This is a genomic window from Mangrovibacterium marinum (genome assembly GCF_003046625.1).
GTDB classification, from domain to species: domain Bacteria; phylum Bacteroidota; class Bacteroidia; order Bacteroidales; family Prolixibacteraceae; genus Mangrovibacterium; species Mangrovibacterium marinum.
In genome coordinates this window covers 1-13,203 of record NZ_QAAD01000040.1, presented here as the reverse complement: position 1 = coordinate 13,203, position 13,203 = coordinate 1, and the positions used below count along the sequence as shown (strand labels likewise).

Sequence of the window (13,203 nt, the reverse complement as noted above, 5' to 3'; positions counted from 1 at the left end):
ACCAACTCGCTGTTACAGTCACCGCTGATGCTCAAAGCAAAACTTACGGTGATCTTGACCCGGAACTGACTTTCGTTGCAAGCCCAGCTGTGGGAACTGTTCTGGCAAATGGTGAAGTGATTGCATTTACTGGTGCGCTTTCTCGCGTGGCTGGTGAAGATGTCGGCGCGTATGCAATCAACCAGAATACGGTTGACAACACCAACTACGATATCACATATACCAGCGCTGATCTGACAATCGGTCAACTGGTGGTGGCCGTAAACGCAGAGGCTAAATCAAAAACTTACGGTCAGGTTGACCCGGCTCTAACGTTCGTTTCGGTTCCTGCTGTCGGTACAACACTGGCTAACGGTGAAGTAATTTCATTTACCGGTGCGCTTGACCGCGACCCGGGTGAAGATGTCGGAGCTTATGCAATCAACCAGAACACAGTTGACAACACCAACTACGATATCACATATACCAGCGCTGATTTGACAATCGGCAAACTGGCGGTGGCCGTCAACGCTGAGGCTAAATCAAAAACTTACGGTCAGGTTGACCCGGCTCTAACGTTCGTTTCGGTTCCTGCTGTCGGTACAACACTGGCAAATGGTGAAGTGATTGAATTTACTGGTGCACTTTCTCGCGTGGCTGGTGAAGATGTCGGCGCGTATGCAATCAACCAAAACACGGTTGACAACTCCAACTACGATATTACATACACCAGCGCTGATTTGACAATCGGCCAACTGGCTGTAACTGTCACTGCAGATGCTCAAAGCAAAACTTACGGTCAGCTTGACCCGGTTCTCACTTTTGTTTCGGTCCCTGCTGTCGGCACATCATTGGCTAACGGTGAAGTGATTGCATTTACCGGTGCGCTTTCTCGCGTGGCCGGCGAAGATGTCGGAGCGTATGCAATCAACCAAAACACGGTTGACAACACCAACTACGATATTACATACACCAGCGCTGATTTGACAATCGGCAAACTGGCGGTGGCCGTCAACGCAGAGGCTAAATCAAAAACTTACGGTCAGCTTGACCCGGCTCTAACGTTCGTTTCGGTTCCTGCTGTCGGTACAACACTGGCTAACGGTGAAGTAATTGCATTTACCGGTGCGCTTTCTCGCGTGGCTGGTGAAGATGTCGGCGCGTATGCAATCAACCAAAACACGGTTGACAACTCCAACTACGATATTACATACACCAGCGCTGATTTGACAATCGGCCAACTGGCTGTAACTGTCACTGCAGATGCTCAAAGCAAAACTTACGGTCAGCTTGACCCGGTTCTCACTTTTGTTTCGGTCCCTGCTGTCGGCACATCATTGGCTAACGGTGAAGTGATTGCATTTACCGGTGCGCTTTCTCGCGTGGCCGGCGAAGATGTCGGAGCGTATGCAATCAACCAGAACTCGGTTGACAACTCCAACTACGACATTTCATACACCGGCGCTGATTTGACAATCGGTCAACTGGCTGTATCTGTCACTGCAGATGCTCAAAGCAAATATTGTGGACAAGTCGATCCATTGTTGACCTTTATCTCAAGCCCAATAGTTGGCACTGTGCTAACCAATGGAGAGGTGATTGGGTTTACAGGAGGCCTCACTCGAGAGTCTGGCGAAGATGTCGGACCACATGCTATCCTTCAAGGAACTCTGGACAATTCGAATTACGCGATTACTTATATTGGGGCTAATCTCATAATCGAGTCTGTCTCAATTGACGCAAGTGCTTCCAGTACACCTGTGGCAATTGGAAATCCAGCGACATTAACCGCAACGGTAGCTAATGAAAGCCTGGTTCCTGTTGGAAATGTTGCCGTTACATTTGTCGTAACATATTATGACAACAACAATGTTGAACAAACACAATTCACCGGTTCAACAAGTACCGACATCAATGGCATCGCTTCAATATCGGGCGTTTCGGTACCGGAAGTAAAAGTCTATAAAGTAACCGCTATCGCAGGCTCCGATTGCAGTGAGCCATCAGTTGCCTACCTCCCGGTTTACGACCCATCTGCCGGTTTTGTAACCGGCGGTGGTTGGATATGGTCACCTGCCGGAGCTTATACGGCTGATGAATCACTGGAAGGAAAAGCCAACTTTGGTTTTGTGGCCAAATACAAAAAAGGAAAATCGGATGTAGACGGTAATACCGAATTCCATTTTAATGCAGCAGGTTTTAAATTCAAAAGCCAGTTCCATGAATCGGGTTCACTGGTCATTTCTGGAGGAAAAGCCACCTATCGTGGCGAGGGAACCATTAATGGAGAAGGTTCTTACAAATTCACCCTGGTGGCCTTTGATGGTGATTGGAACGATGGTACTGATCCCGACCGTTTCCGTATTAAAATGTGGGGCGACAATGGAATCGTTTATGATAATGGTTTAGATGCTGATGAAAATTCGGATGATGCCACTGAACTGGGAGGAGGATCAATTGTCATTCACGAAGTAAAAGGGAAAAACAAAGCCGCCTATATTGAGCCACAAATGGCAACAGTTGAATCTTCGACCCTTACGGTTTACCCGAACCCGTTTACCGACAAAGCACGCTTTGAGTTTGCTTCGCCGGAAGCGACTCAAGCCCGAATTGAGATCTTCGATATGAATGGAAAGCTGGTAAGAACGGTATTTGACCAACAGGTTGAAAGTAAGGTCAGCTACCAGGCTGACTTTATCCCGCAAGGACAAGTAGGCAGTACCTATATTTACCGAATAACAATCGGCAACGAAGTCTTTAACGGCAAGTTAATTTACAACAGATAAGCAAATTAACAATAGATTGTTAGATTTTCAGACTATCATACATTGGTAATGCCTTAAATTAGATTGTTTGGGCAAAAAAACGTTAAAAGTCAACAAAACACGAAATACCGGGTAATTACAGGAATCTAACGAACTATTTCGTATTCAACATGAAAGAAACAAAGGCATCCAACAGGGTGCCTTTGTTGTTGTTGGCTGCTGGCAGATGCCCGGCTTATATTGTCAACAAAGCGCTCTGCTGCCAGTCGGATAGTCTGTAGTCAGCTTGCCGGCTTGCCCAATCCTCAACCCAGCAGACTACTGGACTCAGAAACGCTGCATCCACCTCCTTCAATCCGGTAAGCAGAATCGCCTGTTTAATCGCTGAAATATTGTTTTTGATAATCAGTGACTTCTCAAAACCGCATACAGCCCTCAGTCCGCCATTTTCCCATTGACTTTCATTAAATTACATTCTAAATTTAGTTGCAAAAAAAGGAACAGGCTTTTGTGGAGTCAGCACCATTACAAGCATTTGCCCTCCCCAAGACCGAACAGCAATGTTCCTGTTCCTGTTTTTCACCGAACACGATAACAAGTTAGACTAAACAATTTCAATCTTTAATTTGATGATTATGAGAAAAATTACGATCGCAATGAGCTTAGTGCTTACGCTAGCCACTGCCCTGTTCTGGAGCTGTCAGCAAGACGAAACCATGCATAACGATGCGCAAGCCGCACTCAAGGAAGCCCTGCTGCCATCTCCCTGCGACTGTGTGGACGAACCGCTGTTCATGTCCGGGCCCACCACCGTGAACAACAAGGAGAACTACGCCCAGGTGGACTATTGGAACGACAATGAAAACTTCTACATTCAGGTGACGGCGAACGACCAGAACACCATCGAGAGCATCGCACTTTCGTATCCCTTCGACTATGAACTTGACGGAGCCCCCAAAAACTGCAATTACAAAATCAACTACAACATCGACTACTCGGAGGCTGAACCCTTCCACTCGCACCTCTTTAGCTTCCCGCTAACCGGCGACTGGCAGTGCAGCATCCAGCAATTTGCCCTGCGCGTAAACGGCATCGACGGCAACCCGGTTTATTATCAGGAAGCGGATGCCTCGGAGGACTATTCGTACGAACAAGGAAATAGAACAATAACAGGAGTTTGCGACAATGTGCCTATACCAATCTCCTACCTCTTAAGCGAAATCTGCGAACAAGGCTGCGACGAAAGCTTTAGCTATACCGACAACCAGGATGGAACACTCACCTTCTACTATACCCCGGCCGAGGCCATGAGCGACGTTTCGGTGGTGTTCACCTTCCCGCAGGTTGAATACATCACCTTTTTGAGTGGTTACGAATATGAATCATTCGCCCGCCCCGGAAAAGGAAATGCCCAGAATATGCAGGCTACACTCAGCTTCGATGCCTGCACCGAGTATAGCTGGACGGTACAACTGGTTGACTGCACCGCCGCCAATGCAACGGCAAACGGCTGGACGGATTTCAAAGTTGATGACAGCTCGAAAAAGAACGAGCAAACCCCCAACTACCAATACAGCTGCCCGCAGCAATAAACAAATTTTGCCATTCACCGGGTGACTCGCAGTCGCCCGGTGAATCCGATGACACACAAAAAACCTTCATGATGCATGGGAATCACCAACAGATATGAAGGTTTACTATTTGGGGACCAGGCTGTTGTCGTTGTTTCCAACAGTTATCGGGTTGTCATTACACCTCTCAAGGCATCCCCGATGCGGTTTGCACCCCCTGCCTACCGCAGGCAGGTACATCACCCGAAGAGACTTTCAGAAAACAAACGCCCTTTTACTCTCCCCTGAATTGAACCAATCCTGACGGATTAATTCAATTCTGTCCCCTCTCTGCGGGCAGAGCGGGGAAATCCCAAAGCAGCTGGTAGATTGCAAAGAACACTTCAACGCATAAGCATGACGTTCGCTCAATGCCAGAAAGTTGGGAGTCGGTTGGCCTGGTTTTATCTAGGCCGAAATCAAACGAAAAGCTTAGTGAATCCGGGAAGCTCCGCTCCGGCAGCTGCCGGACTGGAGATCACCCGGTTGAACTTAGCTTTTCGGCAGATGGCGGTTGCAGATAAAAATCAGCCATGACCTTTTTGTTTCGTTTTTGTGTCCCCGTCAGACCGGCCGGGCAGGACTACAAAAATGAAAACCCGTCCGGTAGGACAAAAGATTCGAATTGAGTTAAATGTTGGAATGAAAAGAATAGGCTATGAAGTGGCCGTGGAGGAACGTTTAGTGAAAGCGAACGTCCTTGTGTAACTCTCCCCTGATTTGAACCAATCCTGGCGGATCGCGTCAAATCTGTCTCCTCTCTGCGCGCAGAGCGGGGGAAGCCGAAACCGGGCTCAGTTTAATTTGGTGAGAGGCGAACCGGAAGCTTCCTGCAATCCCAGAGGGATGACATTTGGGTAGCTTTGGCGTTTCCGTGGGTAAAATTCCGTCCCGTACGGGACGGGAGAATCTTCGCGTGTTGCCTTTCGTGCTACCCAAATTATACCGTTTTACAGGCTAATTTATGCTATGAAATAGGACAGTATAATGCCGATAGACTGAAAAAAGGAGCATTGGAACGAAGTGATACGATGCGACACTTTTGAAGCTAATCGGTATTGAATGGCTAAAGCCGTTGCTGAAAGAGTAAAAACCCGTCCGGTAGGACAAAATATCCTCTTTTATACAAATTAGAATTGACGGAACACTCGCTTAAGCGTCGAAAAAGAGACTTTCAGAAAAAACCTTCATGATCCCCGGGAATCACCAACAGATATGAAGGTTTACTACCTGGTGACCAGGCTGTTGTCGTTGTTTTCAACAGTTGTCGGGTTGTCATCCCACATCTAATTAAAACCAGTTATTGGCATCGCGCCTCAGTGTCTTTGCGTGGTAGACTTTCAGAAAAAGAGCGACCCGGATGATGATGGTCACTCTTTTCTTGGCATCCTCAGTTCCCGGCTACACCCCGCTCGTTCTGATTTATAATCGAACGCAACAAGCTACTAATCAAAAAGTCGACAAGGAGAAATTCAGGCTTACAATTTGATCGTTTAGGAAAAACGCTTCAGACTTTTTAGTCAGCCTCAGCAGGGCAAGTCCGACAATCCGGAACGTTTTTATTTAGAACAAATTCAAACTATTAAACTCCATGTCGGAGACACATCCCCAGCCATCGTTTTTTCGTACGCTATACTAAAAACCACCGACTTATGAAAAAACGTTTACTCGGCTTACTACCGATATTTTTAGCGATTGTGGTAGTCGCTGCGATATCAACCACCCTGGACGACTTCTTCATGCCCGGATCTCAACCGGGTGACTCCGGAAATATTGAACACCCGAATAAATGCGACAACTGTCACGGGGGCTACGATCAGGCTGTGGAGCCAGCCTTCAACTGGCGGGGAAGCATGATGGCACAGGCTGCCCGTGATCCGCTGTTTTATGCCTGCCTGGCAATCGCCGAACAAGATGCTCCGGGCTCCGGAGATTTATGCATCCGCTGCCACGCTCCGGATGGCTGGCTGGCCGGACGATCCACGCCCACCGATGGCTCGGCCCTGAATAACAACGACCGGGAAGGCGTCCAATGCGACTTCTGCCACAAACTGGTAAAACCGACTCCTTTAGGCACAAATCCGTTCCCCGGCGACCCCGACTATACGGCCTCAACCTATCCGTCGGATCAGGAATACCTGGGTACAATAACCATGATACCGCTGCAATCGGGAAACGGCATGTATGTCGCTCATTCGGCCAATGCCAAGCGTGGTCCGTTTGTGGACGCAGCAGCCAAACACCAGATGTTTTATTCCCCCTTCCACAGCCAGTCGGATTTATGCGGCACCTGTCACGATGTTAGCAGCCCGGCTTTCGATGCGGCTGGAAATCCAACCTTGGGCGGCTTAGCCGCTAAAACAGCAAGCGATTTTGCCACCTACAACATGCTCCCCGTTGAGCGTACTTTCAGCGAGTGGACGATGAGTGCCTTCAACACGGCGGAGGGAGTTCCATCCGACGTCTTCGGCGGCAACAAAACAGATGTATCAACCTGCCAGGATTGCCATCTCCCCGATGTTTCCGGCTATGGAGCCAACAAACGCGGAATCCCCTTCCGGAACGATCTTCCCTTACACGACATGACCGGTGGCAATACTTTCATCCCCGATCTCGTTGCCCAGCTGTATCCCGACGAAATAAACCCGGCAGCGCTCGATGCAGGTAAACAAAGAGCCTTGTTCATGCTCCAAAATGCAGCATCCATGGAATTGGCCGTAACGGGAACTACGGCAACCGTTAAAGTAACCAACAACACCGGGCACAAACTACCTTCGGGCTATCCCGAGGGCCGCCGAATGTGGATTAATTTGCAAGCATACGATGCCACCGGAGCATTGCTATACGAATCGGGCGCTTACGATAGCCAAACGGCTGTTCTGGAAAAAGAAGGAACGAAGATTTATGAAATTAAACTGGGAATCAGCGACGAGCTCAGCGGCCTCGTTGGCTTACCCCCCGGCGAGTCTTTCCACTTTGTCCTGAACAACCAGGTTGAGAAAGACAACCGCATCCCGCCGCTCGGTTTCACCAATGCGAATTTCGAGGCAATTGGCTCCCCGGTCGTTGCCTACACCTATCCGGATGGTCAAAACTGGGACAACACAAGCTATAGCTTTCCAACCACACCGGCTTACGTGAAAGCACAATTGCTGTATCAAACCGTATCGAAAGAATACGTCGAGTTCCTGCAAGCGGAGAACACAACCAACGATGCGGGAAACATGCTGTATCGTTTGTGGGATGCCAATGGCCGATCGGCACCAGTTGTTATGCAGGAAGCAGAATGGGGCAACAGTCCTAGCCCGACCCTCGATCCGATTTACGCCGAAATCCAAAGCCTAACCAGACTTAGCGCCAAGGGAAGCAAAGTCTATGTTACTGCTTCGGTTCTGATTAGCGACCAAAACGGGACCGTTGCCGGCGCCGATGTTTCGGGAGTCTTTACAGGTCCGACGTCAAGCAGTGTCAGTGGAACAACGGATGCCTCGGGCATGGTTGAATTTAGCTCCCGTTCAACCCGAAACCCGGTAGGCGAATGGTGTCTCGACATCACTTCAGTCACCAAAGAGGGATATGAATACCCCCCTACCGGCCAGGTATGCGAGAGCAAGCTAAAAAGTACAAGCCTGATAGCTGCTCCTGAAGCCGGAGTCAACATTTATCCAAACCCGTTTACCGATCAGGTTTTCTTCGAGATTAGCAGACCGATGGATGATCACGTCCGCATCGAACTATTCGATCTGAATGGCAAGCTCATCCGGTTTGTCGCTGATCAGGAAATCAAAGCACAGCTGAATTATACCTTCAACTATGCAACCGGCAACCTGGTTGAAGGAATGCTTATTTACCGAATAACGTTCAATACCGAAACAATAACCGGCAAATTAATCCGCGAATAAACAATCGTCTTTCAGCCTAAGCCTTAAGCCAAACGCTGTAAGTCTGCCTACCGAACGATTCAGCGATGCTGCCGGTCAATCGTTGAAGCCCAATAAGAAACGGAGTGAATTTATTGGGCTTCAACGATAAATCGATCTCAGACCGTTAGAAACACAAAAAGCAGCCTCCTGAAAAATTCAGAAAGCTGCTTTCTAATAGCTGGTGTCCAGTATCTAATGTCTGAAATCCAGTACCTGGTGTCTAATGCCTTGTCTATCCCTTACCGATGCTGTGCAGGTTGAAGCCCAGCTCTGTCAGCTGTTTTCGATCCAGGATATTTCGTCCGTCGAACACGAAGGCCGGCTTCTTCATGGCCTGGTAAACTGCCGCCCAGTCGTAGTGTTTAAACTCGTCCCACTCGGTTAACAGCGCAATGGCGTGTGCATTGTCCATCGCCGTGTAGGCATCGTTGTGAACGTGCACCAACGAACGGATTTCGTCCACAGTAATCGGCTCTTGCTCACTGCAGCTGTGCGAATTGGTACGGCGGTGCTTTTGCAGGTATTCCAGGTCGGCATAAATCTGCTCGGCCTTCACCTGCGGATCATAAACATGAATCTCGGCCCGGTCGTGCAACAACTCGTCCGCCACATAAATGGCAGCACTCTCGCGGGTATCGTTGGTATCCTTCTTAAAGGCCCAGCCCAGGAAGGCAATCTTTTTACCCGAAACAGTATTGAAGAGGGAGTCGATAATGCGCTTGGCAAAACGATGCTTCTGATAATCATTCAACATCACCACCTGCTCCCAGTAATCGGCCACCTGCGGTAAGTTGAAATGATGACAGAGATACACCAGGTTCAGGATATCTTTCTGGAAGCAGGAACCGCCAAAGCCGACCGACGATTTCAGGAACTTCGCCCCAATGCGGCTGTCCATTCCAATGGCGCGGGCCACCTCGTCAACATCGGCGCCGGTTTGCTCGCACAAAGCCGAAATAGCGTTGATGCTCGAAATCCGCTGCGCCAAAAAGGCATTGGCTGTCAACTTCGACAACTCCGACGACCACAAACGCGTAGTGATAATCTTCTCGCGGGGAATCCAGTTGGCATAAACATCCACCAACGCCTGAATAGCCGTTTGTCCGTCGGCATCTTCATCGCCACCAATCAGCACCCGATCCGACTTGTATAAATCTTCAATGGCTGTACCCTCGGCCAAAAACTCCGGGTTCGACAGCACCCTGAAGGTCAGCCCGTTTCCTTCCGACTCCAGGATGGTTTTGATCGACTCGGCCGTACGAACCGGCAAGGTCGATTTCTCCACCACAATTTTATCTTCCGTAGCCACCTTGGCAATCTGGCGGGCACACAGCTCCACAAACTTCAGATCGGCAGCCATGCCCTTGCCCACACCAAAGGTTTTGGTCGGCGTGTTCACCGCCATAAAAATCATCTGGGCATCGCGAATAGCCCCTTCCACATCAGTCGAGAAAAAGAGGTTTCGCCCACGTGCGGCAGCCACCACTTCGGGTAAGCCGGGTTCGTAAACCGGCAGCTGACTCAAATCGTCCGCATTCCAATCGGCAATGCGCTTTTCGTTAATATCGACAACCGTAACCTGAATATGGGGGCACTGCTGTGCAATAACAGCCATCGTTGGCCCACCAACATAACCCGCTCCGATGCAGGCAATTTTTGTGATTTTTGAAGGTATCATTTGTATTCTTTTAGTCTGGCGAATTTTAAACCTGCAAGTTTACACCTTTGCGCGTAAAGATTCAAATTTATTGGCTTATGTTATCTCATTTTAACGAACAAACCAGCAATCAAACCGCAGAGGCATTTAACCGCGGAGAACGCAAAGAAGACGCGGAGAAAGGCGGTCCACAAATTTTCACAAATTGATTTGTCCACAAATTTGCACGAATTTAACGATGGTCCACAAATTGCACGAATTACTCGAATTAAAAGACTGCCACCAAATTACACGAATTATAGTCACAGTCACAGTGTTCAGTCTTTCCCCCTCCGGGGGAATAAGAAGGGGGCTTTAACGCTGTCAGGAACGGCGGACGCTGACAGGTTGAAATCATAACCCATCATAAACATCAGCGGAATTAAACCGCGAACGTGTTCCGAGTTCACCTCGGAAGGGCGCAAAGAAGACGCGGAGAAAAGCCCCAGCGGGGCGGAGATATTTATAGCCCGGGGCAGAGCGACGTAAGAAGCGGCACCCCGGGATAAAAAGCGCCCCCCCAGCCCCGCTATGTTGGCAAAAGCGATAAAACCGCGGAGAACGCAAAGAAGACGCGGAGAAAGGCGGTCCACAAATTTTCACAAATTGATTTGTCCACAAATTGCGCGAAATTAAACGATGGTCCACGAATTTTCACAAATTATACAAATAGAGAAAAGCCCCAGAGGGGCGGAGATATTTATAGCCCGGGGCAGAGCGTAGCGGCACCCCGGGATAAAAAGCGCCCCCCCAGCCCCGCTATGTTGGCAAAAGCGATAAAACCGCGGAGAACGCAAAGAAGACGCGGAGAAAGGCGGTCCACAAATTTTCACAAATTGATTTGTCCACAAATTGCACGAAATTAAACGATGGTCCACGAATTTTCACAAATTACTCGAATTGGTTGACCACGAATTATACAAATCGGTTGTATGGCATTAACGCTGTCAGGAACGGCGGACGCTGACAGGTTGAAATCATACCCCATCATAAACATCATAGAAATCAGTGTCCCCATCCTCTCCGCGCCCTTGGCGAAAACCTCTGCGCTCTCTGCGGTTAAATACAAAGACGCAAAGAAAACCCAAATCCTTTTCCCTCCCTTTTGTCAAATCTAAAACGAACTTTTTATAAATTTGTCGTATGCGACTAAAGCCCGACATCAAAGCATTCATTAAACAAAACGGCCGGGAACTGTTTCCCGAGGCCGAGATATACCTGTTCGGATCCCGGCTTAACGACCACGAAAAAGGGGGCGACATTGACCTTCTGTTGCTATCGGATAAAAAGATTGACACCAAACAAATCCGAAAATTCCGGATCCGCTTCTTCAAATCTTTTGGCTGGCAAAAAATCGACCTGGTCAATTTCACCCGGGAAGAACGATCGACCTTTAAAAACTTAGTACTAACCAACGCCCAAGCAATTTGATATGACCTCCAAGGACCTGCTGAAGATACAACTGCTAAACGAAGAACTGGACTTGCTCGAAAAGTCGGTACAAACCCTTCAACGCTCCGTGGAAAAATGTACCCAAATTGGCAGGAAGGAGCAATACTCCTTCGAAGAACTCGAATCCTTCGATTCCCTGACTTCCAAATTCGGGCGAACATCAGACATCTATACCCAAAAAGTCCTGCGAACTACCTGGATGCTGCTGCACGAGCCATTTGTTCCCTTTATCGATCTACTCAATAAAGCCGAAAAGATGGCGCTAATCCAATCGGCCGACCTACTCCTGGAAATCAGAGACCTGAGAAATCAGATCGCCCACGAATACATCCCCGAAGCCATTACAGAACTCATCCCCGAAGTCATCCAAAAACAGCCCGATTTAATGGCAAACATCAACCAAACCAACCAGTTTATTGCCGCTCGCAACTGGAAACCAAACCGCAAAGAAATTTAACCGCGGAGGCATTTAACCGCAGAGAACGCAAAGAATACGCGGAGAAGAGCCCCAGAGGGGCGGAGATATTTATAGAAAAGAAACGCCCCCTCCACCCCGCGATGTTAGCAAAAGCGATGAAACCGCAGAAGACGCGGAGAAAGGCAGTCCACAAATTTTCGCAAATTGATTTGGCCACAAATGACACGAATGAAAAGGCGGTCCACTAATTACACAAATTACTCGAATTGAAGAGCCCCAGAGGGGCGGAGATATTTATAGAAAAGAAACGCCCCTCCACCCCGCGATGTTGGCAAAAGCACCAGGGCTGCTAACTTTGAATTTTCAATAACCAATATTCAATATCGAATAAGGAACAAGAAATAAGGAACCGCAAAACCACAGAAGCAGGGATTAACCTTCATAGAGAACCAATCCATCAAACTATTCGTTAAATTTGTTGGAAATTAATCTTGACACCGATGAATGTAATTGAAAAAAGAGATTTTATACATAGCCACTTGCACCAGGCCGATGAAAATACGATCAATGAGTTTTATGAGAAACTGCGAAAAACTGAAGTTTTAAAAGCAAAATTGAAGGCCCGGGCTATTAAATCCGAAAAGGATATCCGCTCCGGGAAAGTTCTTTCAAGGGCTGAAATAGAAGAAAACACAGACCATATAGGCCAGTCATGAAGCTTGTTTACACCGAGCAAGCTCTCCTCAGTCTTGAAGAGACCTTAACGTTTCTTTCAGCCAAGGTCAGCCCGCGAAAGCTTCTCGAAATCCGGAATAAAATTCTCGACGCTGCCGACTCCTTATTAATACAACCGCTACAGGGGCAGGAAGAACCATTTTTAAAGCACCTGCAATTGGGACATCGACGCATCATTAGCAGACATTATAAAATAATCTATCGCATAGAAGGCGAATGGATCTATATTACCGACATCTTCGATTCGCGACAAGACCCCGATACGATGAACTCTTAATCCATTTCCGAATGTCATCGGCAAAGGAAAGCCAAACCCTCTCCGAACCGCAAAGAAATTTAACCTCGGGAGAACGCGGAGAAAGATGGTCCACAAATTTTCACGAATTATACGATGGTCCACAAATTACACGAATTACTCGAATTAAAGAGCCCTGGGCCTTGTCCCGAGTTTACCTCGGGAGGGGCGGAGATATTTGTAGAAAAGAAACGCCCCTCCCACCCCCGCGATGTTGGCAAAAGCGATGAAACCGCAGAAGACGCGGAGAAAGGCAGTCCACAAATTTTCGCAAATTGATTTGGCCACAAATGACACGAATGAAAAGGCGGTCCACTAATTACACAAATT

General features: G+C 48.3%; 8 protein-coding genes. 7 read left to right on the top strand and 1 reads right to left on the bottom strand.

Features of this window, described 5'->3' with window-relative positions; genetic code table 11:
* From C8N47_RS18330 to C8N47_RS18315, 3 genes are all read left to right on the top strand, one after another.
* A partial coding sequence (locus C8N47_RS18330) for an MBG domain-containing protein (protein WP_146161575.1) occupies positions 1–2,765 on the top strand: 2,765 nt, incomplete at its 5' end.
* Positions 2,766–3,400: 635 nt separating this feature from the next.
* Positions 3,401–4,336, top strand: coding sequence for a DUF3794 domain-containing protein (locus C8N47_RS18325; protein WP_107824031.1), 936 nt, complete (start codon positions 3,401–3,403; stop codon positions 4,334–4,336).
* 1,670 nt (positions 4,337–6,006) lie between these two features.
* The gene (locus tag C8N47_RS18315) at positions 6,007–8,256 is read left to right on the top strand and encodes a T9SS type A sorting domain-containing protein (protein ID WP_107824029.1); all 2,250 of its coding nucleotides are present in this window, start codon (positions 6,007–6,009) and stop codon (positions 8,254–8,256) included.
* Between the two features lie 253 nt (positions 8,257–8,509).
* Here the strand turns inward: C8N47_RS18315 and C8N47_RS18310 are convergent, their stop codons facing one another.
* Positions 8,510–9,955, bottom strand: coding sequence for a UDP-glucose 6-dehydrogenase (locus C8N47_RS18310; protein WP_107824028.1), 1,446 nt, complete (start codon positions 9,953–9,955; stop codon positions 8,510–8,512).
* A 1,161-nt stretch (positions 9,956–11,116) separates the two neighbouring features.
* Between C8N47_RS18310 and C8N47_RS18305 the strand changes: the two genes are divergently transcribed.
* From C8N47_RS18305 to C8N47_RS18290, 4 genes are all read left to right on the top strand, one after another.
* A complete protein-coding gene (locus C8N47_RS18305) occupies positions 11,117–11,404 on the top strand; it encodes a nucleotidyltransferase domain-containing protein (protein WP_107824027.1) in 288 nt (95 codons plus the stop codon).
* A gap of 1 nt (position 11,405) precedes the next feature.
* Entirely contained in the window at positions 11,406–11,882 is a 477-nt protein-coding gene (locus tag C8N47_RS18300; protein WP_107824026.1) for a hypothetical protein, read from the top strand.
* Between the two features lie 461 nt (positions 11,883–12,343).
* Positions 12,344–12,559, top strand: coding sequence for a hypothetical protein (locus C8N47_RS18295; RefSeq protein ID WP_107824025.1), 216 nt, complete (start codon positions 12,344–12,346; stop codon positions 12,557–12,559).
* Positions 12,556–12,855, top strand: coding sequence for a type II toxin-antitoxin system RelE/ParE family toxin (locus C8N47_RS18290; RefSeq protein ID WP_107824024.1), 300 nt, complete (start codon positions 12,556–12,558; stop codon positions 12,853–12,855). Before C8N47_RS18295 ends, C8N47_RS18290 begins: the two co-directional genes overlap by 4 nt.
* Positions 12,856–13,203 lie beyond the last annotated feature (348 nt).